Source organism: Actinomadura kijaniata, from assembly GCF_014138665.1.
GTDB lineage: Bacteria > Actinomycetota > Actinomycetes > Streptosporangiales > Streptosporangiaceae > Spirillospora > Spirillospora kijaniata.
The window spans coordinates 53,736-76,521 of sequence record NZ_JACJIA010000007.1; the positions used below are offsets into that span (position 1 = coordinate 53,736).

The 22,786-nt window shown below is 75.3% G+C and carries 24 protein-coding genes and 1 riboswitch; of the genes, 8 read left to right on the plus strand and 16 right to left on the minus strand.

Annotated elements, in window-relative coordinates; translation table 11 throughout:
• Positions 1–78: 78 nt before the first annotated feature.
• From pknB to thiO, 6 genes are all read right to left on the minus strand, one after another.
• Positions 79–2,073 (minus strand): Stk1 family PASTA domain-containing Ser/Thr kinase, encoded by a 1,995-nt coding sequence (gene pknB / locus HNR61_RS25430; protein WP_182845717.1) that lies wholly within the window; start codon positions 2,071–2,073, stop codon positions 79–81.
• A 110-nt stretch (positions 2,074–2,183) separates the two neighbouring features.
• Positions 2,184–2,783 carry a DUF2690 domain-containing protein gene (locus tag HNR61_RS25435; RefSeq protein WP_182845718.1) on the minus strand — a complete coding sequence of 200 codons (600 nt, stop codon included), beginning with the start codon at positions 2,781–2,783 and terminating at the stop codon, positions 2,184–2,186.
• A gap of 111 nt (positions 2,784–2,894) precedes the next feature.
• On the minus strand, positions 2,895–3,848 hold the full coding sequence (locus tag HNR61_RS49390; RefSeq protein ID WP_182845719.1) for a DMT family transporter: 954 nt from the start codon (positions 3,846–3,848) through the stop codon (positions 2,895–2,897).
• A 131-nt stretch (positions 3,849–3,979) separates the two neighbouring features.
• Positions 3,980–4,765, minus strand: coding sequence for a thiazole synthase (locus tag HNR61_RS25445; protein WP_182845720.1), 786 nt, complete (start codon positions 4,763–4,765; stop codon positions 3,980–3,982).
• A 3-nt stretch (positions 4,766–4,768) separates the two neighbouring features.
• Positions 4,769–4,969: a sulfur carrier protein ThiS gene (gene thiS, locus HNR61_RS25450; protein ID WP_067811434.1), complete on the minus strand. Its 201-nt coding sequence runs from the start codon at positions 4,967–4,969 to the stop codon at positions 4,769–4,771.
• 4 nt (positions 4,970–4,973) lie between these two features.
• Positions 4,974–6,095 carry a glycine oxidase ThiO gene (gene thiO, locus HNR61_RS25455; protein WP_182845721.1) on the minus strand — a complete coding sequence of 374 codons (1,122 nt, stop codon included), beginning with the start codon at positions 6,093–6,095 and terminating at the stop codon, positions 4,974–4,976.
• Positions 6,085–6,199: riboswitch (TPP riboswitch) on the minus strand. Its footprint overlaps the gene before it by 11 nt.
• 77 nt (positions 6,200–6,276) lie before the next feature.
• On the opposite strand from thiO, the gene HNR61_RS25460 reads away from it, so the two are divergent.
• The 4 genes from HNR61_RS25460 to HNR61_RS25475 all read left to right on the plus strand — a co-directional run bounded on the left by HNR61_RS25460 (position 6,277) and on the right by HNR61_RS25475 (position 8,935).
• On the plus strand, positions 6,277–7,482 hold the full coding sequence (locus HNR61_RS25460) for an NAD(P)/FAD-dependent oxidoreductase (RefSeq protein ID WP_182845722.1): 1,206 nt from the start codon (positions 6,277–6,279) through the stop codon (positions 7,480–7,482).
• A gap of 37 nt (positions 7,483–7,519) precedes the next feature.
• The gene (locus HNR61_RS25465; protein WP_182845723.1) at positions 7,520–7,903 is read left to right on the plus strand and encodes an Rv2175c family DNA-binding protein; all 384 of its coding nucleotides are present in this window, start codon (positions 7,520–7,522) and stop codon (positions 7,901–7,903) included.
• Positions 7,904–8,001: 98 nt separating this feature from the next.
• Complete coding sequence (gene thiE / locus HNR61_RS25470; RefSeq protein WP_182845724.1) at positions 8,002–8,673, plus strand: thiamine phosphate synthase; 672 nt, start codon at positions 8,002–8,004, stop codon at positions 8,671–8,673.
• Positions 8,674–8,770: 97 nt separating this feature from the next.
• Positions 8,771–8,935, plus strand: a complete 165-nt coding sequence (locus HNR61_RS25475; protein ID WP_182845725.1) for a hypothetical protein — start codon at positions 8,771–8,773, stop codon at positions 8,933–8,935.
• Positions 8,936–8,960: 25 nt separating this feature from the next.
• On the opposite strand, the gene HNR61_RS25480 is transcribed toward HNR61_RS25475, so the two are convergent.
• The 4 genes from HNR61_RS25480 to HNR61_RS25495 all read right to left on the minus strand — a co-directional run bounded on the left by HNR61_RS25480 (position 8,961) and on the right by HNR61_RS25495 (position 13,888).
• Complete coding sequence (locus HNR61_RS25480) at positions 8,961–9,911, minus strand: serine/threonine-protein kinase (RefSeq protein WP_182845726.1); 951 nt, start codon at positions 9,909–9,911, stop codon at positions 8,961–8,963.
• 105 nt (positions 9,912–10,016) lie between these two features.
• Positions 10,017–12,167, minus strand: coding sequence for a beta-glucosidase family protein (locus HNR61_RS25485; protein WP_182845727.1), 2,151 nt, complete (start codon positions 12,165–12,167; stop codon positions 10,017–10,019).
• Positions 12,167–12,715, minus strand: coding sequence for a carboxymuconolactone decarboxylase family protein (locus tag HNR61_RS25490; protein WP_182845728.1), 549 nt, complete (start codon positions 12,713–12,715; stop codon positions 12,167–12,169). The genes HNR61_RS25485 and HNR61_RS25490 overlap by 1 nt, the downstream gene beginning before the upstream one ends.
• A gap of 117 nt (positions 12,716–12,832) precedes the next feature.
• Entirely contained in the window at positions 12,833–13,888 is a 1,056-nt protein-coding gene (locus HNR61_RS25495; protein WP_182845729.1) for a polyprenyl synthetase family protein, read from the minus strand.
• Positions 13,889–14,035: 147 nt separating this feature from the next.
• Here HNR61_RS25495 and metF point away from each other — a divergent pair, with 147 nt between their 5' ends.
• On the plus strand, positions 14,036–14,971 hold the full coding sequence (metF, locus tag HNR61_RS25500; protein WP_182845730.1) for a methylenetetrahydrofolate reductase [NAD(P)H]: 936 nt from the start codon (positions 14,036–14,038) through the stop codon (positions 14,969–14,971).
• Here the strand turns inward: metF and HNR61_RS25505 are convergent.
• The 5 genes from HNR61_RS25505 to HNR61_RS25525 form a co-directional block, all read right to left on the minus strand.
• Positions 14,908–15,510, minus strand: coding sequence for a GNAT family N-acetyltransferase (locus tag HNR61_RS25505; protein ID WP_312898091.1), 603 nt, complete (start codon positions 15,508–15,510; stop codon positions 14,908–14,910). The two genes, metF and HNR61_RS25505, sit on opposite strands and share 64 nt — an antisense overlap.
• A gap of 10 nt (positions 15,511–15,520) precedes the next feature.
• The gene (locus HNR61_RS25510; protein WP_182845731.1) at positions 15,521–15,853 is read right to left on the minus strand and encodes a hypothetical protein; all 333 of its coding nucleotides are present in this window, start codon (positions 15,851–15,853) and stop codon (positions 15,521–15,523) included.
• Positions 15,854–15,863: 10 nt separating this feature from the next.
• Positions 15,864–16,751, minus strand: coding sequence for a hypothetical protein (locus HNR61_RS25515; RefSeq protein ID WP_182845732.1), 888 nt, complete (start codon positions 16,749–16,751; stop codon positions 15,864–15,866).
• A 62-nt stretch (positions 16,752–16,813) separates the two neighbouring features.
• Positions 16,814–17,167, minus strand: coding sequence for an arsenate reductase family protein (locus HNR61_RS25520; protein WP_182845733.1), 354 nt, complete (start codon positions 17,165–17,167; stop codon positions 16,814–16,816).
• Positions 17,164–17,637: a YbaK/EbsC family protein gene (locus HNR61_RS25525; protein ID WP_182845734.1), complete on the minus strand. Its 474-nt coding sequence runs from the start codon at positions 17,635–17,637 to the stop codon at positions 17,164–17,166. The genes HNR61_RS25520 and HNR61_RS25525 overlap by 4 nt, the downstream gene beginning before the upstream one ends.
• A gap of 30 nt (positions 17,638–17,667) precedes the next feature.
• On the opposite strand from HNR61_RS25525, the gene HNR61_RS25530 reads away from it, so the two are divergent.
• The 3 genes from HNR61_RS25530 (at position 17,668) to HNR61_RS25540 (ending at position 21,168) form a co-directional block, all read left to right on the plus strand.
• On the plus strand, positions 17,668–18,432 hold the full coding sequence (locus HNR61_RS25530) for a L,D-transpeptidase family protein (RefSeq protein WP_312898092.1): 765 nt from the start codon (positions 17,668–17,670) through the stop codon (positions 18,430–18,432).
• 255 nt (positions 18,433–18,687) lie between these two features.
• Positions 18,688–19,194, plus strand: coding sequence for an SAV_6107 family HEPN domain-containing protein (locus HNR61_RS25535; protein ID WP_067811393.1), 507 nt, complete (start codon positions 18,688–18,690; stop codon positions 19,192–19,194).
• Between the two features lie 615 nt (positions 19,195–19,809).
• Positions 19,810–21,168, plus strand: coding sequence for an amidase (locus HNR61_RS25540; RefSeq protein ID WP_182845735.1), 1,359 nt, complete (start codon positions 19,810–19,812; stop codon positions 21,166–21,168).
• Between the two features lie 4 nt (positions 21,169–21,172).
• On the opposite strand, the gene HNR61_RS25545 is transcribed toward HNR61_RS25540, so the two are convergent.
• Positions 21,173–22,786 (minus strand): AMP-binding protein, encoded by a 1,614-nt coding sequence (locus tag HNR61_RS25545; protein WP_182845736.1) that lies wholly within the window; start codon positions 22,784–22,786, stop codon positions 21,173–21,175.

Consider the following 22,786-nt stretch of genomic DNA (forward strand, 5'->3'; position numbering starts at 1 on the left):
GACGCCGGGCCCCGGCCAGGTCGGGCCGCGACCCGGCCGGGGCCCGGCGGCGGAGGCGGGGGAGGCGGCGCGGGAGGATCAGCCCCAGACGGTGACCACCGAGCCCCGGGGCGCGTTGCCCAGGGGGTTCTGGCCGATGACCCGGTCGCCGAGGCGGCGGCTGCCGACCCTCATCCTGAAACCGGAGCTCTCCAGCGCCTGGCGGGCCTCGCCGAAGGTGCGGCCGATCACCGTGGGGATCGGGAGCTGCTCGTCGTCCCCGCCGCCGCGGCGCGGCCCCTCGTCGCACAGGAAGTCGCCGAACAGGCAGTCCTTCTTGTTGACGACCAGGGTGACGCGGTCGTCGCGGGACACGGCGGTGCCCGCGGGCGGGTTCTGGCTCAGCACCGTGTTCGGCGGCCGGGAGCCGTCCTTGCTCTTCTCGACCTTGACGTCCAGGCCCATGCCGCGCAGCTGGTCGGCGGCGTCCTCGCCGTTCTGGCCGACCAGCGACGGCATCGTCATCCCGTTGCTGACCACCAGCCCGACCGGCTCGTCGGGGGACTGCATGTCCCCGGCGCGCGGCGAGGTGGACACGACGTGGTCCTTGGGGACCGACTGGGACGAGGCGCGGCGCACCTGCCCGACGGTGAAGCCCTCGTCCCGCAACGTCCGCGTCGCCTCCGACTGCGACTTGCCGACGACGTCGGGGACCCGTTTGGGCTCGCGGCCCTTGGACTCGTAGAGGGTGACGGCCTGGCCCTGCGTCAGGCGGGTGCCGGGCGCCGGGTCGGTCCTGGCGACCCGGCCCTTGCTGACCCGGTCGCTGTAGACCTTCTGCCGGCCCACCTGGACGGTCAGACCCTTGCCCTGCAACGTGCTGCGCGCGTCGGAGACGGTCATGCCGACGATGGTGTTCGGGACGTGCTCGTACTGGCCCGACACCTGGTACCAGACCGCCCAGCCCAGCACCACGGCCGCGATGGTGCCGATGGCGATCAGCACGTAGCGCCCGGTGAGCGCGCCGATGACGCGGTCGCCGGCGCCGCGCGGCCGGGGCGGCGCGGTGTGCGGTCCCGCGGGCGGGATCCCGCCCGGGGCCATGGTCCGGGTCGCGCCCGGCGGGATCGCGGCGCCGTCGTAGACGGCGGTGCGGCCGTCGCTGACGGGCGCGGGCGCGGGCGTCGGCAGGACGGAGGTGGCGTTGTGCCCGTCGAGCTGGTCCGCGAGGCGCTCGTCGATGCCGGGCGGCAGGCCGTTGGCCACCTCGGCGACGGCCGCCAGGAACGCGTTGGCGTCCTGCGGGCGCTGCGCCGGGTCGTGCGAGGTGGCGCGGGAGACGAGGGCGTCCACCTGCGGCGGCAGGCCGGGAACGGCGGCCGACGGCGGCGGGACGACCTCGTTGACGTGCTTGTAGGCGACGGCGAGCGGGGTGTCGCCGCGGTGCGGCAGCTCGCCGGTCAGCAGCTCGTAGAGCAGGATCCCGGCGGCGTAGACGTCGGAGCGGACGTCGGCCCGGCCCGCCAGGACCTGCTCGGGCGCCAGGTACCCGACCGTTCCGATGATCACGCCGGTGCGGGTCATCTTGCTGGCGGTCTCGGCCCGGGCCAGCCCGAAGTCGGCGACCTTGGCCTGGCCGTCCTCGGCGATCAGCACGTTCTCCGGCTTGACGTCCCGGTGCACCAGGCCCGCGCGGTGCGCCGCGCCGAGGGCGGCCAGCACCGGCTGCATGATCTCCAGCGCCGCGCGCGGGCCGAGCCGTTCGCGCTCGCTCAGCAGGTCCCGCAGGGTGCGTCCCGGCACGTACTCCATCACCAGGAACACGTGCTCGCCGTCGGTGCGCTGGTCGTAGACCGCCACCACGTTGGGGTGGGAGAGCGCCGCGGCCGCCTTGGCCTCGTCGATGAAGCGCCGCACGAAGTCGTCGTCGGCCGCGAGATGGGCGTGCATCACCTTGATGGCGACCGTGCGGTCCAGCCTGATGTCGCGCGCCACGTAGACCGTGGCCATCCCGCCGCGGGCGATCCGGGACTCAATGCGGTAGCGCCCGTCGAGCACCTGCCCGACGAGGGGATCAGCAACCGTCGTGTCCATCGAAGCGAGTTTAAGGGCGTTTCCGGGTGCATCTCATCAGTCCGGAGGATGAGCATGGGCGACTGCCCGGAGTGACCGGTCACGGCGGGTGGTCGCCCGGAGGTCCGCGATCAGCCCTGGCCGCGGGGCGTGCAGTCCCAGGACCCGGCGACCGGGGCCTCGCCGTCGTCGCGGTGGAACAGGTCGTGGACGCACATCTGGAAGCGGTCGCCGCGCCGCGCGGTGCCGATCATCGTGGACCAGCGCTCGCCGCCGCCGCCCTCCCGGCCGCCCACGCGGACGCGGGAGTGGACCTCCCACCCGGCGGTGAACCCCGACAGGTCCTGTCCCCGGGTGGCCGGGACCTCCCGCCAGCGCAGCCACACCAGCATCGCGGCGGCCGCGACGTCCTCGGCGGAGGCCGCGCCGTCCCGGTTCACGATGCGGATCCAGGCGGACCCGCAGCGCCGGGACCGCCACAGCTCGGCGGTGGCGACCCGGTGGCTGGTCTCGGGGTCGCCGGTGTTGCGGTCGATGTCCCGGGTCTCCAGCCGGCGGCCGCTGTCGGCGCAGCGGGTCGTGACGGGGCTCTGGCCCACGCAGCGGTCGCCCCGGCAGGAGCCGCCCCCGGAGGACCCGCCGCCGTCCCCGCCGCAGCCGGTCAGGACCGCGGCGAGGGCCCCGGCGGCCAGGAACGGCGACGCGACCCCGAACGGCGGCGTGTGCTGCATGGCGTCCCCCTGGAGGCGTTCGGGGACCAGTGCACCCCGGCCGCGCCCCCCGGGAACAGTCACCCGGAGGGTGCGGTTGGGTGGCGGCCCCGTCCGCAACCGGTCACACCGTCAGCGCACGGGCGTCTCGGTGGCTCCTTCGGCGACGGCCTCGGGGGCCGGGTCGTCGACCGGGGCGTCGACCGGGGCCGGGCGGCGGGGGCGGCTGCGGGACACCGCGACGCCCGCCAGGCACAGCATGCCGCCGGCCAGGGTCAGCCATCCGGGGACCTCGGCCAGCAGCGCCCACGACATCAGCACCACCAGCGCCGGCGCGGCGTAGGTGGTGGCGCCCATGTTGCCCGCCGAGGTGCGGGCCAGCGCGTACGCCCAGGTCGTGAACGCCAGTGCGGTCGGGAAGACACCGAGGTAGACCATGTTGCCGATCGCGGCGGGCGAGGCGTCGCCGAGCTGGTCGACCAGCTGCCCGGCGAACGGCAGGCACGCCACCGCGCCGATCACGCAGCCCCAGGTGGTGGCCTGCAACGCCGAGGCGTGCCGCAGCGCGGGCTTCTGGCTCACCACGCCCGCCGCGTAGGTGACGGCGGCGACCAGGCACAGCACGACCCCCAGCAGCGAGGCGCGTCCCTCGCCCGACATCGACAGCCCCACGACCGCCGCCCCGGCGAACGACACCGCCATCCCGGCCATCAGCCGCGGCGGGAAGCCCTCCTTCAGCAGCCAGCCGCCCAGCAGCGCGATGAGGATCGGGCCGATGTTGACCACCAGCGCCGCCGTGCCCGCGTCCACCAGCTGCTCGCCCCAGTTGAGGGCGATCATGTAGAGGCCGAACCACAGCACGCCGGAGGCGACGATGCCGGGCCAGGCGGCGCGGGGCGGCAGGCCCTCGCGCCGCACCAGGCAGATCACGCCGAGGGCCAGCGCCCCGGTGAGCATCCGGCCCAGCGCCAGCGCGCCGGCGCCGAACTCAGTCCCGGCACTGCGGATCGCGACGAACGCCGACGCCCACAGCACCACCGTCACCGACGCCGCGGCCACCGCGCGCCGATCTGCTCTCTGTCCCATGCATCGCACCCTAGGTCTGGTTTATTTCGGTGGACACCGAACGGTGCGCACCGGTTGCGCCTAGTTTCGTGCGACCGGAACCTTCAGGTCCAGCGACTAAATCTGGACCCGACCGTTAAGCGGTCCTTCAATCAGGTGGCGATGCCCTCGAACGGCGACGACGCCTGCGCGTACCGCCGCCGGGGGATGCGCCCGGCCAGCCGCGCCAGCCGCCCGCCCTCCACGGCGTGCCGCATCGCGGCGGCCATCCGCGCCGGATGCCGAGCGCGCGTCACGGCGGTGGCCAGCAGCACCGCGTCGCAGCCCAGCTCCATGGCCAGGGCGGCGTCGCTGGCGGTGCCGAGGCCCGCGTCCAGGACCACCGGGACGTTCGCGCGCTCCACGATCAGCTCGATGTTGTGCGGGTTGCGGATGCCGAGGCCCGAGCCGATGGGGGAGCCCAGCGGCATGACGGCGGCGCAGCCGACCTGCTCCAGACGGCGCGCCAGCACCGGGTCGTCATTGGTGTAGGGCAGCACGGTGAAGCCGTCGGCCACCAGCTGCTCGGCGGCGTCGACCAGCTCGATCGGGTCGGGCAGCAGCGTGTGCTCGTCGGCGATCACCTCCAGCTTCACCCAGTCGGTGCCGAGCGCCTCGCGGGCCAGCTTGGCGGTCAGCACCGCCTCGCCCGCGGTGAAGCACCCGGCGGTGTTGGGCAGCACGGCGATGTCGCACTCGCGCAGCACGTCCAGCACCGAGCCGCGCGCCGCCGGGTCCACCCGGCGCATCGCCACGGTCGTCAGCTCCGTGCCGGAGGCGACCAGCGCCTCCTTCAGCACGTGCATGCTCGGCGCGCCACCGGTCCCCATGATCAGCCGGGAGCCGAACTCCCGCCCCGCGATGACCAGCGCGTCGGTCCCGTTCCTGTCGTCGCCCATGCCTCAGCCTCCCTGCACCGCGGTCAGCACTTCCAGCCGATCCGCGTCCCGCAACGTCGTGGCCGCCCAGTCGGCGCGCCGCACGACCTCGTCGTTCACCGCCGCGGCGACCCCGGACCCGGCCGCGGTGACCGTGGCGACCGCGTCGGCCACGGTGGTTCCCTCGGGCAGCTCGCGCGGCTGCCCGTTCACGATGACCTGCACGTTTTCAGACCCTCTGTTCGAAACGGTCGGGGGTGAAGGGGCGGCCCACCTCGGGCACCGCGCCGTCCAGCAGCGCCGCCGCCAGGACGTCGGCGCTGACCGGGGTGAGCAGCACGCCGTTGCGGAAGTGCCCGGTGCCCAGCACCAGGCCCGGCAGCGCGGTCGGCCCCATCACCGGGGCGTTGTCCGGGGAGCCGGGCCGCAGCCCGGCCGACACCTCGACGAACTCCAGCTCGGTGACGCCGGGCACCAGCTCGCGGGCGTCGCGCAGCAGCTCCCACAGGCCCCCGGCGGTGACGCGGGTGTCGAACCCCAGCTCCTCCTGGGTCGCGCCCACCACCAGCTCGCCGTCGCCGCGCGGCACCAGGTAGATCGGGAAGCCCCGGACCAGGCCCCGGGTGGAGCGCCGCAGGAACGGCACCGGCGCGCGCAGCCGGATCACCTGCCCCTTGACCGGCCGCACCGGCGGCACCAGGCCCGGCGGCAGCCCCTCCAGGTCGCCCGACCACGGCCCGGCCGCCAGCAGCGTCCGGTCGGCGCGCAGCACCGTCCCGTCGTCGAGGCGGACGCCCGCGGCGGTGTCGCGTTCCACGACGATCCCGGCCGCGCGCCGCCGCACCAGCGTGACGCCCGACCTCTCGGCCGCCGCCAGCAGCGCGGGCGCCAGCTTCCGGGGGTCGATCGAGCCGTCCTGGGGGACCAGCAGCCCGCCCCGGACGCCCGGCGCGAGCATCGGCTCCTGCCTGCGGCACTCGCGGCCGTTCAGCGCCTCGCTGGGGATGCCCAGCGACTCCTGGAAGCGCCGCAGGTCCTCCAGGGACGCCAGGTCGTCGGCGTCGAAGGCGACCTGGAGCAGGCCGTCGGCGCGGTACCCGGTGTCGTGCCCGGTCAGCTCCTCCAGCTCGGCCACGAACGACGGGTAGCGCTCCCGCGAGGCCAGCCCCAGCCGCAGCAGCGGCTCCTCGCCGTAGGTGAGCTCGCTGACGGGGGTGAGCATCCCCGCCGCGACGTTCGAGGCCCCGCTGGCGGGGGCCGGGTCGACCAGGGTGACGGCCGCGCCCCGGGCGGCGGCCCGCCACGCGGTGGCCAGCCCGACCACCCCGGCGCCGATGATCACAACGTCCATGCGCGCTCCCTTCGCCGGCATGATCCGGATCAGGTCCTGGCGGTCGGCGGCACGCTCAGCCGCCCTCTCAGCCCGGCGATGCCCGGACTCCCGCGCTTTGTCGGTTTCCACCCTACGACCCCCGGCCGTGCTCCGGTGCCGCCCGCCTGCGCCGCACGGCGGCCGAGTAGGGTTCGGCCCCATGGACAGGGTGATCGTCGCAGGCGGCGGGCTGGCCGGGGTGCGCGCCGTGGAGGCCCTGCGGGGCAAGGGTTTCGAGGGCGCGCTGACGCTCGTGTCGGCCGAGCGGCACCGGCCGTACGACCGGCCTCCGCTGTCGAAGGCGGTGCTCGCCGGCGACAGCGACGACACCACCGTGGACACCGACTGGGCCGCGCTGGACGTGGAGCTGCTGCTCGGCGACCGCGCCACCGGCCTCACCCTCGCCGCCGCGGGCGGGGGCGGCGTCCTCGCCACCACGGCCGGCGAGCTGCCGTTCGACGGCCTGGTCATCGCGACCGGCGCCGCCCCGGTCACCCTGCCCGGCGACGGCCGCCAGCACGTGGTCCGCACCATCGACGACTCCCTGGCGCTGCGCGAGCGCCTGGTGGAGGGCGCCCGCGTCGTGATCGTCGGCGCGGGCTGGATCGGCGCGGAGGTCGCCACCACCGCCGCGCGCAAGGGCTGCGCCGTCACGGTCGTGGAGGCCGCCGACACGCCCCTGGCGCACGCGCTCGGCCCCGAGGTCGGCGCGCTGACCGCCCCCTGGTACGCCGAGGCGGGCGTCGGGCTGCGCACCGGCGTCAAGGTCGCCTCGGTCGGGGACGGGCACCTGCTCCTGGCCGACGGCGGCCGGATCGACGCCGACGAGATCGTGGTCGGCGTCGGCGTGCGCCCCGAGGTCGCCTGGCTGGAGGGCTCCGGCCTGGACGTCGAGCGCGGCGTGGTCGTCGACGCCTCCCTGCGCGCCCACGCCGGCGGCGCCGCCCGCCCCGACGTCGTGGCCGTCGGCGACGTGGCCGCCTGGTGGTCGGAGCGCTACCGCCGCCGCCTGCTGGTCGAGCACTGGGACACCGCCCTCAACGCCCCCGAGGTCGCCGCCGCGACCCTCCTCGGCCAGGACGCCGCCTACGACGCCGCCCCCTACTTCTGGTCCGAGCAGTTCGGCCGCATGGTCCAGTACGCGGGCTTCCACGCCGCCTCCGAGCGGATGGTGCGCCGGGGCGACCCGGCGGACCGCGGATGGGCCGTGGCGTGGCTGACCGGCGACCGCCTCGACGCGATCCTGACCGTGGACCGGCCCCGCGACCTCGTCCAGGCCAGGCGCCTGATCGCCGCCGGGACGCCGGTGGACCCCGGCGCGCTGGCCGATCCGGACGTCCCGGTGCGCCAGGCGGCGCGGAGCTGAGGGTTTGACTTTCGGCGGGACGTGGTAGCAAGGGGGCGTGACCCAGACGCACACGACCGTTGAGAACGCGCTCGACCCCCGCACCGACACCCTGGTCGGGGAGTGGCTGACCCTCCCGGAGGCGACCGAGCGCCTCGGCATCAAGATCAACCGCCTGAAGCAGCTCATCAGCGAGCGCAAGCTGCTGGCGGTCCGGCGCGACGGGGTGCTCGTCGTGCCCGCGGCGTTCATCCACGACGGCCAGGTCATCAAGGGCCTGCCGGGAACGCTGACGCTGCTGTCGGACGCGGGCTACGGCGAGGTCGAGACGCTGCGCTGGCTGTTCACCGCCGACGACACGCTGCCCGGCACGCCCGTGCAGGCGCTCAGCGAGAACCGGGGCACCGAGGTGCGCCGCCGCGCCCAGGCCCTGGCCTTCTGAGCCTCCACCCGTTCGACCGCTGAACTGACGGGGCCACGGGCCACGGGGTTCGCCCCGTGGCCCGTGGCCCCACGCCCCGGAAAGGAACACCACCCCCAGTGTCCAGGCACCTGCTCTCCGACCGCGCCGTCTCCCTGCGGGCCCGGCTCAGCCGCGCCCGCCTCTACCTGTGCACGGACGCCCGGGAGCGGCAGGGGGACCTGCCGGAGTTCCTGGACGCCGTGCTGGCGGGCGGCGTCGACATCGTCCAGCTCCGCCAGAAGGGGCTGGAGGCGCGGCGGGAGCTGGAGTACCTGAAGGTGTTCCGGGAGGCGTGCGAGCGGCACGGGGCGCTGCTGGCGGTCAACGACCGCGCCGACGTCGCCTGCGCCGCGCACGCCGACGTGCTGCACCTCGGCCAGGACGACCTGCCGGTGCCGCTGGCCCGCCAGATCGCCGGCGAGGACATCCTGATCGGCCGGTCCACCCACTCCGACGAGCAGGCCTCGGCCGCCGCCGCCGAGCCGGGCGTGGACTACTTCTGCGCCGGCCCGGTGTGGCCGACGCCGACCAAGCCGGGCCGCGAGGCCCCCGGCCCCAAGCTGCTGGAGTACGTGGCCGGGCAGCGGGAGGGCCGCCCGTGGTTCGCGATCGGCGGGATTGACGCGGCCAACCTGGACCAGGTGCTGGCCGCCGGGGCGCGCCGGATCGTGGTGGTGCGGGCGATCACCGAGGCCGCCGACCCGGGCGCGGCCGCCGCCGAGCTGGCGCGCCGCCTGCCGGAGCTGTGACGCGCGCCGCCGGTGTCCGGGTCCCGGTGCTGAGAGGGTCCCGGTGCCGAGGGGGGTCCCGGTCGGGCGCGTTCCGCCATCCCCGACAATGGATCACATGAACGTGCGACCCGACGACGAGCGCCCGGTGGAGCTGGACGACGACCTGCCGGTGCTGCCCGACCAGACATCCGACGACACCGACACCGGCTGGGGCGAGTGGCGCGGTTCCGACGACGGCGACGACGCGCGTTTCCTGGAGGAGCGCCCGCCGCACTGGTGAGCCCCGGAGCCCCGGGCCCGGTCCGTCAGATCAGGATGCCCAGCGCGAACCCCAGCACCGACACCACCGCCAGGGCGACCATCATCCGCCACCGGTAGCGGGGGATCTCCCGGGGAGGCGGCTTGGGCGCGGGGGCGCGGTCCTCGCGCAGCGCCCGCACGAGCTGGCGCGCGGTGGGCCGGGCCGCCGGGTTCTTGTCCAGGCAGCGGGCGGCCAGCTCGCGCAGCGGCCCCTCCAGGTCGCCGAGTTCGGGGCGGCGGGTGGTGATGCGCCGCATGACGGCGGCGTTGGGGCCGGTGCCGAACGGCGGCCGCCCCGTCGCCGCGTACACGATCGTCGCGCCCCAGGCGAACACGTCGGCCGGCGGCCCGACCGGCTCGTCCTCGATCTGCTCGGGGGCCATGTAGGCGGGGGTGCCGACGGGCCCGGTGGTGAGCGTGGTCGCGTCGGCGGTCCGGGCGATCCCGAAGTCGATCACCTTGGGGCCGCCGGGGCCGAGCACGACGTTGCCGGGCTTGAAGTCGCGGTGCACGACCCCGGCCCGGTGGATCGCCGCCAGCGCCGCGGCGCTGCCCAGCGCCGTCCGGCGCAGCCGGTCCCCCCGGAGCGGGCCCCGGTCCGCCACGACGTCCTGGAGCGTGGGGCCCTCGACGTACTCGCTGACGATGTAGGGCCGGTCGCCGGTGACGTCGGCGTCCAGCACCCGCGCGGTGTGCCGCCCGGTGACCTGCCGCGCGGCGGCGGCCTCCTTGACGAACCGGCCGCGGGCGCGCGCGGTGGCGGCCCGGCCGCCGCGCAGCAGCTTCACCGTGACCGGCCGGTCCTTGCGGGCCGGGTCGCGCGCCAGGTAGACGACGCCCTGGCCGCCCTCGCCGAGCCGGGACACCAGCGGGTACCCGCCGATCTCGTCCGGGTCGTCGGGGCCGAGGGGACGGCCCGGCCGCCGCCGGGTGGCGGGGGAGGGGTCATGCGGCACGGGGGACTCCGGCGGGGCGGGGGACGGACGGGGAATGCCTCATTTGTACCGCGTTATTTGTACCGCGTCCCCGCGACGCCCCGCAGCCCGACGGCGAACGCGCGGTCAGCAGGCCGCGCCCCTCTGCCCGAACCGGCCGGTGAGCGGAAGGTCGCGGGAGGAGGAACCGACGCCGACGGCGTAGCAGCCCCGCGCGACCCGCCAGCCCCTGGCGGCCTCGTCCCAGTACGCCAGCGACCGCGAGGTGATCGGGAACGTGACGCGGGCGCTCGCGCCGGGGGCCAGCAGGACCTTGTCGTACCCCTTGAGCTGGCGGGGCGGCTGCGGGATCCCGGCGCGCGGCGACGGCAGCCCCAGGTACATCTGCGGGACCGCGTAACCCGGCCGCTTTCCGGTGTTGGTGACGGTGACCTGGACCCGGTCCGGCCGCACCGACAGCCCGCCGTAGCGGAACGTCGTGTACGAGAGGCCGTGCCCGAACGGGAACCGCGGCGTGAGCCTCCTGGCGTCGTAGTGCCGGTACCCGACCATGACGCCCTCGGAGAACGTCACGGTCTTGTCCACGCCCGGGTACTGGGCCGGGTTCCCGGCGAGGGGCGCGTCCCTCCCGGCGGCCGGGAACGTCATCGGCAGCCGCCCGCCGGGATCGACGTCCCCGTACAGCACGCGCGCCAGCGCCTCGCCGCCCCGCTGGCCGGGGTACCACGCCTGCACGACGCCCCTGACCCGGCCGGCCCAGGGGGTGAGCACCGGACCGCCGGTCTCCAGCACCACGATCGTGTCGGGGTTCGCCGCGGCGACGTCCGCGACCAGGCCGTCCTGGTCGCCCTTGAGGGGGTCGCGGGCGCAGGTGAGGGTGAGGCAGGACTTGTCGAAGAACTCGCCCTGGGTGTCGGAGACGAACACGACCGCCACGTCGGCCCGGCGCGCCGCCTCCACCGCCGCCGCCCGGTGGTGGCCGTCGTGGTGGGTGACGGTCGTGCCGTTCCCGGCCCGCCGCGCGATGCTGTCGCGCGGGGTGACCTGGGTGAACGGCTCGACCTTGGCCGAGCCGAAGCCGCTGGGGTTCTCCACCGCGCCCCGGCCGACCAGCGCGATCGACTTCGGGGCCTTCAGCGGCAGGATCCCGCCGGCGTTCTTCAGCAGCGTCATGCCGCTCTCGGCGACGCGCCGCGCGGTCTCCTCGCTGGCGGCGCGGTCGGCGCGGGTGAGGTCGTTGGGATGGGCGGCGCGGTCGAACACCCCGAACGCGAACATCGTGCGCAGGATGGCGCGGACCCGCCCGTCGATGGTCGCCCAGGTGACCTTCCGCTGCTGGACGGCCCGCCCGAGCGTCCAGGCGTTGTACCTCAGGCCGACCGGCAGCTCCATGTCCAGGCCGCCGTTGATCCCGCGGGTCGCGTCGTGCAGGGCGGTGTGGTCGGAGACGACGAACCCTTGGAAGCCCCACTCGCCGCGCAGGATCCCGGTGAGGACGCCGCCGTCCTCGCACGCCCAGCGGCCGTTGACCTGCCCGAACCCGCACATCACGGTCGCCGCGCCGCCCTGCCGGACGGCCGCCTCGAACGGCGGCAGGTAGATCTCGCGCAGGGTGCGCGGGTCCACCCTCATCCGCAGCTCCAGCCGGTCGGTCTCCTGGGTGTAGACGGCCAGGTGCTTGACCGACGCCATCACGCCCTGCCGCTGGAGGCCCCTCACCCAGGCCGCGGCGGTCCGCGACGACAGGTGGGGGTCCTCGCCCAGGCCCTCGAACGCGCGGCCGTTGAGCGGGGCGCGCAGCACGTCCACGGTCGGGCCGAACAGCACGTCGTTGCCCCGGTGCCGGGCCTCCCACCCGACGGTCGCGCCGTAGCGGGCGGCGGCGTCCTCGTCGAACGCGGCGGCCATCGCGATCGGCGCGGGCAGCGCGGTCGCCCTCCCCTGGCGGACCCCGGCGGGTCCGTCGGCCATGTAGAGGGGCGGGACGCCGAGGCGGGGGACGCCGTGGGAGGTGTCGGCGTGGGCGTTCTCGGAGATCCCGCCGAGCGGGCCGCCGAAGGGGTCGTCGGACGCCAGCAGCCCGATCTTCTCGTCCCCGGTCAGCTTCGCCAGCAGCAGGGCCGCGCGCCGGTCGGGCGTGAGCTTCGTGTCGCACCAGGGGCGGCGCGCGGGGTCCCCGCAACGTTCCGCCGCCTGCGCGGGCGCGGGGGCCGACAGCAGCGCCAGCGCCGACGCCAGGGAACCGGTGGCCGCGATCCAGCGTTTCGCGGCGCCCATCAGCGGGACCCGCCTTCCTCCGGACGGTCCGGTTCCTCCGGCTGGACGCGCAGGGCGTTCAGCGCGAACGCGAGCATGTGGTAGTGGCCGATCAGCATGACCAGCTCGATCAGCCCGCGCTCGTCGAACCGCCCGGCGAGGTCGGCCCAGGCGGCGTCGCCCAGCGTGCCGGTGGCGTGCAGCTCGTCGGCGGCGCGCAGGACGGCGCGGTCCCCGGGGTCCCAGGGGTGGGCGTCCCGGTCATGGCGCAGCGCGGCGATCTCGGTCTCGGTCAGCCCCGCCGCCAGGCCCAGCCGGTGGTGGTGCGTCCACTCGTAGCCGCAGGACCGGTGGTGGGCGGTGCGCAGGATCGCCAGCTCCCGGACGCGGTCGCCCAGCGTGCCCTTCATCAGGAGCCGCGAGCCGAGGCCGATCCAGGCGGCGAACAGCTCGGGGTGGCGGCCCAGGGTGGTGAAGACGTGCAGCGGGCCGGTGGTCGCGGCCACGGCCTTCAGGACGTCGTCCCACTGGTTCTCGGGGAGCGGGGGGATGCGCGGTTCGGCGGCCATGGCGACATTTGTGCCACCGGACGGTGGGACGGTGCTACCCCACGGGACGCATTTGGCCGGAACGAGTCACTTTCGGCGCGGCGGTAAACCCGCGCCCGTGGCCGCGCCGGGGCCGTCTCAGGACTGGCGGGCGGTGGCCTTCACGGCCAGGTCCGCCAGCGCGTCGCGCGCCTCGGCGGTGATCGGCGCGATGTTCAGCGCCCGGTGCGCCTGACCCGCGTACTTCTCGATCATCTCCTCGCAGGCCGCCAGCCCGCCGGACTCGGTGATGATCGTGCGCAGCGCGTCCACCCCGGCCTCGTCCAGGGCGGGGTCGCCCAGCCGGCGCTCCAGCTCGGCGGCGGCGGTCTCGCCGGCCCGCTCCAGGGTCAGCGCCACCAGCGCGGTCCGCTTGCCCTCGCGCAGGTCGTCCCCGGCGGGCTTGCCGGTCTCGTCCGGGTCGCCGAACACGCCCAGCACGTCGTCGCGCAACTGGAACGCGATGCCCAGCGGCAGCCCGTAGTTGGTCAGCGCGCCCATCGTGGCCGCGTCCGCGCCCGCCAGCGCCGCGCCCAGGTGCAGGGGGCGTTCGATGGTGTACTTGGCGCTCTTGTACTCCACGACCTTCAGGGCCCGGCCGACCGTGCCCTGCGCCCGCACCCCCTCCAGCAGGTCCAGGTACTGGCCGCACATGACCTCGGTGCGCATCAGGTCGTAGACCTGCCGCCCGGCGGCGCGGCGCTCCTCCTCCAGCCCGCTGGCCTCGAACATCTCCGCCGACCACGCCAGGCACAGGTCGCCCAGCAGGATCGCCGCGCCCTCGCCGAACGGCGCGGCCGCGCCCGGCCAGCCCATCCGGGTCGCCATCGTCTCGAACCGGCGGTGCGCCGCCGGCTGCCCCCGGCGGGTGTCGCTGGAGTCCATCACGTCGTCGTGGATCAGCGCGCTGGCCTGGAGGAACTCCAGGGAGGCGGCGGCGCGCACGATGCCGTCGCCGTACGGTTCGCCGTCGGCCGCCCGCCAGCCCCAGTAGGCGAACGCGGGCCGCAGCCGCTTGCCGCCCTGCAACAGGGCCCGCAGCGCCGCCATCAGCGCCGCCAGGTCCTCGCTGATGCCCAGCAGCAGGGGGCGGCGCTGGTCGACGAACGAGAACAGCGCCTCGTCGACCTCTTTGCGGATACGGCTGGTAGGCATGCCGAGATCGTATCCACCCGCAGAGCGGACGCGTCGCCGCAGCACCCCGCAAAGGCATCGATACCCGAAAGAAAAGGTCATGCGGGTGTCGGATGTGCGCGAAGTCACGCTTACCCGGGGTTCGGCCCGGTTCTGTACGCTGGGCGGATGCGACGCGTACGCCCCGACAGAGCGCCCACCGTCCGCGAGCTGCTCGCGGACGGCCGCCCCACGTTCTCGTTCGAGTTCTTCCCGCCGAAGACCGAGAAGGGCGCGCGGACCCTCTGGCGTACCATCCGCGAGCTGGAGCCGCTGCACCCGGCGTTCGTGTCGGTGACCTACGGCGCGGGCGGCGGCACCCGCGACAAGACGGTCGACATCGTCGAGCGGATCGCGACCGACACCACCCTCACCCCCGTCGCGCACTTCACCGCCGTCGACCACTCCCAGGCCGAGCTGCGCCACCTGATCGGCCGGTTCGCCTCCGTCGGCGTGCGCAACATCCTGGCGCTGCGCGGCGACCCGCCGGGCGACCCGATGGGCGAGTGGGTCAAGCACCCCGAGGGGGTGGAGTACGCCGCCGAGCTGGTCCGCATGATCCGCTCCTACGGCGACTTCTGCGTGGGCGTGGCGGCGTTCCCCTACAAGCACCCGCGCTCGGGCGACATCGAGAGCGACACCCGCCACTTCGTGGCCAAGTGCCGGGCGGGCGCCGACTACGCGATCACGCAGATGTTCTTCCGCGCCGAGGACTACCTGCGGCTGCGCGACCGGGTCGTCGCGCAGGGCTGCGACGTTCCGATCATCCCGGGGATCATGCCGGTCACCCAGCTCAGCACGATCGAGCGGTCCGAGCAGCTGTCGGGCGCGCCGTTCCCGCCGGAGGTGCGCGAGCGCTTCGAGCGGGTGGCCGGCGACCCCGAGGCGGTGCGCCGCCTCGGCATCGAGCACGCCGCCGAGCTGTGCCGGGAGCTGCTCGACGAGGGCGCGCCCGGCATCCACTTCATCACCTTCAACAAGTCGACGGCGACCCGCGAGGTCTACGAGCTGCTGGCCGGGTCCGGGTACGGGGCCAACGGCAGCCGCCCGCCCATGACGGCGTAGCGCGGCCCGCCCCCGGGGAACTCGAAGTCGGTGAGCAGGTCGACCAGGCCCACCGACCGGTACAGGCGGCGGGCCGGGGAGTCCTCCGGCCCGTCCAGCGTCGACAGCACCACCGTCGTCTCCGGACGGCCCTCGCACAGCCCCGTCAGCAGCCCGCGCCCCAGGCCCTGCCCCTGCGCCTCCGGGTGGACGTGCAGCTCGGCGACCTCGAACGCGTCCGACAGCCACCGCGCGGCGTGCCCGGGCCCGCCCCGGCGCTCCAGCGCCTGGTGCACCACGTCGTGCCACCACTGGCCGCGTTCGCCGTGGAACCCGTAGGCGAAGCCCCGCACCGTCCCCGGCAGCCCCGGGAACGCCGGCCGCCGCTCCGCCACCAGCGCCCGGAAGCGCGGGTACGACGCGTGCCGTTCCATGATCGTGTGCCGTCCCGGCAGCTGTTCCGGCGGCGGCCGCATCGCCGCCGCGTACACCTCCAGGATCGGCCGCAGCCGGCGCAGGAACGCCCGCCGGTCGATCTCACGCACCCAGGGCTCTCTCACGCGAGCGAGCTTAGACCCGGGCGATGGTCCGCTGCGTCGCCGAAAGGCGCTCGTAGATGTCCCAGAGGATCCGGTCGGCGGCCTTCTGCAACTGGCCGCGCTGCGTGTCGAGCTGCCCGCCCCACTGGCGCGCCTCGGGACCGAGCCAGGCGTCGGTGCCGTTCAGCGTCCGGTGGGCCGGGTCCAGGGCGCGGCGCAGCCGGTCGATGCTGCCGTAGGCGTCGGCGTAGGCCTGGTAGAGCTGCCGGTAGGCGGGGTTGGGCTGCTCGTTGGGCGACAGCTTCGCCGCCGCGGCCGAGTCGAGCGGCGGCGGCAGCGCGCCGGGGGGCGGTGGTGCGGCCATGGTGTCCCTCTTAGCCGGAGGTCTGTTCGAACGCCGGGGCGTCCGGTTTCAGCGGCGGGTGCGCGGGCTCGGCGGGCCGGTCCCGGGGCGGGGGAGCCGGATCGCCGCGCAGCTCCAGCCGCCCGATCGCCTCCCGGGTCCGCTCGCTCATGTCCGCGCCGGTCAGGACCTGCACGGCGACCGCGCGCACGCCGGTGCGGTCCGCCTCGGCCAGGAACGCGCGCAGCCACCGGACGTCCATCGTCAGGTGGTGGCTGGCCGTGCCCAGCGACTCCTCGACGGTCCGGAGGCGGGCCCCGTCGTTCCCGGCGGCCTTCAGCAGGGCCGCCGCGCCCGCCGGGCCGAGCCGCTCGTACAGCTTCTCGGTGTAGTCGGGGTCGTCGGCGTTGGCCTTGAGGTTCTTCCACACCGCGTCCGGGATCGGCTTGCGGTCCTGGATCGCGGCGGTCGCCGCCAGCGCGTCGGAGCGGGCCGCCCTGAGCGCGGACTCCCGGTCGGGGAAGCCGCCCAGGTCGCCCGCGCCCCGCGGGGTGGTGTTCGGCCGGGGCGGACGCGGCGCCCGCGGCGTCCCGGCGGGGCCGGAGCCGGGGCTCCCCCCGCCGCGCGGCGGCGCGGGGACGGGGGGCGGCGCCACCTCGCCGCCCCGGTCGGGATGGGTGATCGCGTAGTTGTAGCGCCGCGTCAGCATGCTCATCTGGTCGGCGGCCCACTGCGCGACCTGCTCGGCCTGCCGGTACCCGGCCGACGACACCCCGGGCGGCGGCCGGTGCGCCGACAGCCACCCGGTGATCGCCGTGTGGGCGTCACGGACCTGTTTGAGCAGGGCGTTCAGCGCGGGCGGGTCGATCCCCCGGAAGTCGGAGTCACGCGCGGCCGCGCCGCGCATCTGCGATGGCATTCCAGCCCCTCCGAGGGTCGCCGACGAGAGGTCCCGGGTAAATCCCCAGAATCACACTCGCATCACGCGCTGTCGAGTGCCCGGCGTACCGATTCGTCGTCGCGCGCCACGACGGCGCCCCCGCCGGTGACCACGATCGGCCGCTGGATGAGCACCGGGTTGGCCACCATGACCTCGATCCACCTGGCGCGGTCGCGTTCCAGGTTCTTCAGGTCCAGCTCCCTGGCGACGGCCTCGTTCAGCCGCGCGACCTCCCACGGCTCCGCGCCGATCGAGGTCAGCACGGCGTCGAGCTCCTCGGCCGTCGGCGGCTCGTCCAGGTAGCGCCGCTCGGTGTAGGCCACGCCCGCCTCGTCCAGCGCCGCCTTGGCCGCCCGGCTCTTGGAGCAGCGCGGGTTGTGCCACAGCTCGGTCATTCGTCCACTCCCACTTCGGCGGGGTCGCCCCCGGTGATGCGCAGCAGTTCCTCGAAGGAGGTCGGGAAGACGGTGTGCGGGAGCCCGGCCGCCGCCCAGACCTGCTCGTACTTGTCCAGCCAGACGTCCACGAGGGTACGGACCGGCGCGGGGTGGCCGACCGGGGCGACGCCCCCGATCGCCTGACCGGTCGCCTCGCGCACGAACTCCGGCGTCGCGCGCCCCACCCTCGCCGCCCCGACCAGCGCGGCGACCCGGACGGTGTCCACCCGGTGCGCGCCGCTGGTCAGCACCAGCAGCGGCGCCCCGTCGGCCTCGAAGACCAGGCTGTTGGCGATGGCGCCGACCTCGCAGCCGAGCTGGTCGGCGGCGGCCTTCGCGGTGCGGGCGGCGTCGGGGAGTTCGCGGACCTCGCCGGTGGCGCCCCGGGCGCGCAGGTCGGCGATGACGCGTTCGACGTTGGGATGCATGGGCAGAACCCTAGTGAGGGAGGTGATCCCGTGCGGAGGCGGTTCGCGATGATCCTCGCTGGCGGGGCCCTGCTCGCGGCGGGATGCGGCCCGGAGGAGACGCAGGCGCGGCCCACGCCCGACACCCCCACGACCACGAGGCCGGCCCCGGCCCCCACCCCGGCTCCCGTGCGGCGCACGCTCAAGCCCGGGGCGAAGGGGGAGGACGTGCGGGCGTTGCAGCGGCGGCTCAGGGAGCTGCGCTACGACCCCGGCAAGGCCGACGGGCGCTACGGGCCGTCCACGCGGATGGCGGTGTGGGCGTTCCAGAAGGTCCACCGGCTCAAGCCCAACGGCGTCGTCGGCAAACGCGTGTGGGCGGCGCTGGACGCCCCGAAACAGCCGCCGCCGGTCTCCCGCGAACGTGAGGACGACCGGGTGGACGTGGACCTGCGCCGCCAGTACCTCGTGGTCTACCGGGACGGACGGCCCGCCCTGATCACGCACATCTCGTCGGGGTCGGGGGAGTACTACTGCGCCAGGGACCGCGGCGCCACCGTCGCGCGCTGCCGTTACGCGACCACCGGCACCGGCGACTTCCGGACCGGGCGGCGCGCCTCGGGGTGGGAGGTCTCGCCGCTCGGGCGCCTCTACAACCCCATCTACTTCAACGGCGGCATCGCGTTCCACGGCGCGCTGGACGTGCCCTCGTCCCCGGCCTCGCACGGCTGCGTTCGAATGCCGATGCACGTCGCCGAGTACTTCCCGAAGCTCGTCAGGACCGGTGTCCCCGTCCATGTTCGAAAGCCCCGTTGAACGCCTGACCTGGGAGATCATCCGCGCGGTCGCCCAGGGTGGTGACACGTGTTCGAACGCGTTGACGAATCGGCGCCAGCGGGGTTTACTGTGAATGCGTCGAACCTATGTTCGACGTGATACGGGACTCGCGGACCGTATCAGGGCAGCGTCCCCACCGTGGCCGTGCGCGCGACGGCCGCGGTGGGACGGACGGCCGGGCGGAGAGAGGGGAAGCTCTCCGCCCGGCCGGCCCGAGCCCCGGAAGGAGGCCCTATGTCCGGTACCCCCACCGCGCGCGGAGCCCACTTCGCGTTCGCCGACGCGGGCGCGCACTCCGCTCGTCCCGGCGGGACCCCCGCCCCCCGATCCCGCCCGCATCCCGCGCCGCGCCCCGCCCACACGGTCACGGGGCAGCTGCACTCGGCGCGGATGAGCCTGGCCGAGGCCGCCGAGGCGACCTCGCCCGCCGTCCGCTACGTCTGCGCCCACCTGGCCGCGCTGCGCGCGGCCGCCGCCGTGCTGGCCGCGAGGGAGCCGGTGGACCCCGGCCGCCGCCGAGGTCCCCGCAGCGTGTGGGTCCTGCTCCCCGAGGCCGAACCGGCCCTGCGCGAGTGGGCGGCGTTCTTCGCCGCCGGAGCCGACAAACGCGCCGCCGCCGAGGCCGGCCTGCCCCGCGCGGTCACCCCACGCGAGGCCGACGAACTCCTCCACGACGCCGGCGTCTTCGTGTCCCTCGTGGAGGACACCCTCGGCATCCCGGGACAACCAACGCTGGATTAATTGGCCTTTCGGCCCGAACCCCTCGCCCGGGGGCTCGGGAACCGACCGAAAAGCGGGCGAGCGCTGCATCGCTTCGCGATCTTCCGCCGGGATCTCGCCTTCGGCTTTGATCCCGGCCTCAGCCTCCGGACGCGCTCGCGCGCGGGCTGGGGCACGTCCACCGACCTTCGGGCATCGGTCCACCCTCCCCCTGGGGCCGGGCCCGAAACCGGCGTCGCGCCGACGGCACCGTAACTCCCCCGAGGCGGTCCGTCGGCGCGATGTCGTGCTTCCACGGCATCTCGCCTTCGGCGTCGGCCCCTTGCCCCGGCCTCCGGGGACGCCGACGGCGCCGTCATCCCCGAGGCGGTCCGTCAGTGCGATGTCGTACTTCCTGGGGTCGGCCCCCTGTCCCGGCCTTCGGGACGTTGAGGTTTTGTGGGCGTATGCCCCGCCCCCCTGGGGCCGAGCCCGATACCGGCGCGGTCCGTTGGCGCGATGTCGTGTTGAGCGGCCTTTCGGCTCTGGTCGGTGTGCCGTCCTGGCGCGGATGCCGCCTGGGGCGTCTCGGCGGGCGTCGGGGTATTGGAGGTGCGGGCCGCCACGAATGTCCATGAAATGGCAAACTTCCGGCTTATGGGTGAATGGGTGGGTCGGCGGGCGACGGAGATCGCGGCGGCGGTGCGGGCGGGGAAGGTCACGGCGGTCGAGGTCGTGCGGGAGCATCTGGACCGCATCGACGCCCTCGACGACGAGCTGGGCGCGTTCGCGCGGGTTCGGCGGGACCGGGCGCTCGCCGAGGCGGCCGAGGTGGACGCGCGGGCCGACCGGGCGGAGCTGCCGCTCGCCGGGGTCCCGGTTCCGGTCAAGGACAACGTTCCGGTCGCCGGGGAGCCGATGCGGTCGGGGTCGGCGGCCACGCCCGACGCGCCCCAGGAGAAGGACCACCCCGTGGTGGCGCGGCTGCGGGCCGCCGGGGCCGTGGTGGTGGGGCAGACGAACCTGCCGGAGCTCGGCATCTACCCGTTCACCGACAGCGCGTTCGGGACCAGCCGCAACCCGTGGGACCCGTCCCGGACGGCGGGCGGGTCCTCCGGGGGCGCGGCGGCGGCCGTGGCGGCGGGCATGGCGCCCGTCGCGCACGGCAACGACGGCGCGGGGTCCATCCGCATCCCCGCCGCCAACTGCGGGCTGTTCGGGATCAAGCCGGGCCTCGGCGTGGTGCCCGCCGAGATCGGCGCCGACGCCTGGGACCACATGGCCGAGAACGGGCCCCTCGCCACGACCGTCGCCGACGCGGCGCTGGCGCTGGCGGCGATGGCGGACGACCCGTCGCTCGCCGGGGTCGCCGAGCCGGGGCGGACCCGGATCGCATTGTCGGTGCGGCCGCCCGTCGCCGGGGTGATGATCCATCCCGAGTTCCGCCGGGCGGTCCGGGAGGCCGGGGCGGCGTTCGTGGGGATGGGGCACCACGTCGTCCGCGACGATCCCGACTATCCGCTGTGGGCGGCGACCGCCGTCGTCTCCCGGTGGTTCGCGCTGCCCGCGGCGGACGCCGAGCAGTACGCGGCCGACCCGCGCCTGGAGAAGCGCACCCGGCGGCACGCCAGGGCCGGGCGGCTGGTCGCCAGGGTCCGCCCGCCCCGCCCCGGCGAACGGGAACGCTTCCGCGCGGCCGTGGCCCCGCTGTTCGAGCGCCGCGACGTCCTGGTGATGCCGACCCTGGCCCGCTACGCGCCCGCCGCCCGCTCGTGGGGCGTGGCCGGGGCCTGGGTGCGCAGCGTCGGCTCCGCGATGCTCTACGCGCCGATGACGGCGGCCTGGAACCTGGCCGGGTTCCCGGCCGCCTCGGTCCCGATGGGCGTGGGCCGGTCGGGGCTGCCGCTGTCGGTCCAGCTGGTGGCCGCGCCGGGACGGGAGGCGCTGTTGCTGGGGCTGGCCGCGCAGCTGGAGGCCGCCCGGCCCTGGCCGCGCCGCCCGCCCCGCTTCGCCTGAGGCGTCACGGCGGCTCGGGCAGGTCGGCGAGCCGGTCGCGGAGCAGGAACTTCTGGGTCTTGCCCATGGCGTTGGCGGGCAGCTCCCCGGCGAGCCGCCAGGTCCGCGGCGTCTTGTGCGGGGCGAGCCGGGCGCGCACGTGGCCGCGCAGCTCGGCGGCGGTCGGCGGCCGGTCCGGATCGGCGGGGACCACGACGGCCGCGACCTGCTCGCCCCAGTCAGGGTCGGGCACGCCCAGCACCGCCACCGCCGCCACGCCCGGATGCCGGGACAGCACCTCCTCGATCTCGCGGGGGTAGATGTTCTCCCCACCCCGGATGATCATGTCCTTGCGGCGGCCGGTGATGGTCAGGTAGCCGCGCCCGTCGAGCGCGCCGAGGTCGCCGGTGCGCAGCCAGCCGTCGGGGTCGACCGTGGCGGCGGTCGCCTCGGGCAGGTCCAGGTAGCCCAGCATCACCTGGTGGCCGCGCGCGCAGACCTCGCCCGGCGTCCCGGGCGGCGCCGTCTCCCCGGTCGCCGGGTCGACGACCTTCACCTCGACCTGCGGCAGCGGGCGCCCGGCGGTGCCGGCCCTGTCCTCCGGGGCGTCGTCCGGCGACGTCTGCGTGACGACCGGGCTCAGCTCGGTCTGCCCGTACACCGTGGAGAACCGCGCGCCGAAGCGGCGTTCGGCCTCGCTCACCAGCGCGGGCGGCACGGTGTCGCCGCCCGACATCACCAGCCGCAGCGCCGAGAGGTCGAACGCGTCGAAGCCCGGATGCGCCAGCATCGCCGTCAGCATCGCCGGCACGCCCCCGAACAGGTGCCCCCGCCGGTCCTGGAGCGCCCGCAGCAGCAGCTCGGGATGGAAGGACTGCGCCAGCACGAGCGTGCCCTCGTTGACCGCCGTGCCCAGCACCGACAGCCCGCACCCCGCCGTGTGGAACAGCGGCAGCGCCGTCACCCACGTCCCGCCCGCGGGGAACCCGGAGCGGTCGGCGACCAGGAACGCGTTGGTGACCAGTCCCCGGTGGTGCAGCAGCGCCCCCTTGGGGCGGCCGGTCGTGCCGGAGGTGTACTGGACCTGCGCCGCGTCGCCGGGCGCGACGTCCGGCAGCGGGCCCGGCCGGGCGGCGGCGATCTCGGCGGCCCAGTCCCGGAGCGGGATCCGCTCGCGCAGCGCCGGGGTCCGGGCGGCGATCCGCTCCACGGTCCCGGCCATGTCGGTGCCCCGGAACGCGTCCACGTACGCGACGCCCGCCGAGCGCGACTGCGCGAGCAGGTACTCCAGCTCGGGTTCGCGCAGCGCGGGGTTGGCGGTGACCAGCACCAGGCCGGCCATGGCCGCGCCGTACTGGAGGATCACCCACTCGGGGACGTTGGGGGCCCACACCGCGACGTGCTCGCCGGGCGCGAAGCGCGCCGACAGCCAGGTGGCGGCGCGGTGCCCCTGGTCGAGCAGCTCCCGGTAGGTCCAGGTGCGGTCGGTGCGGCCGTCGCCGGTGAGCGCCTCGGGGGCGACCTCGGCCAGCGCGATCCGGTCGGGGGCGTTCGCGGCGGCCCGCCGCAGCACGTCGCCGGGCGTCGCCTCCAGCACGGGCCGCGAGGTGTCGGCGGGCCAGTACGACTCGGTGAGCAT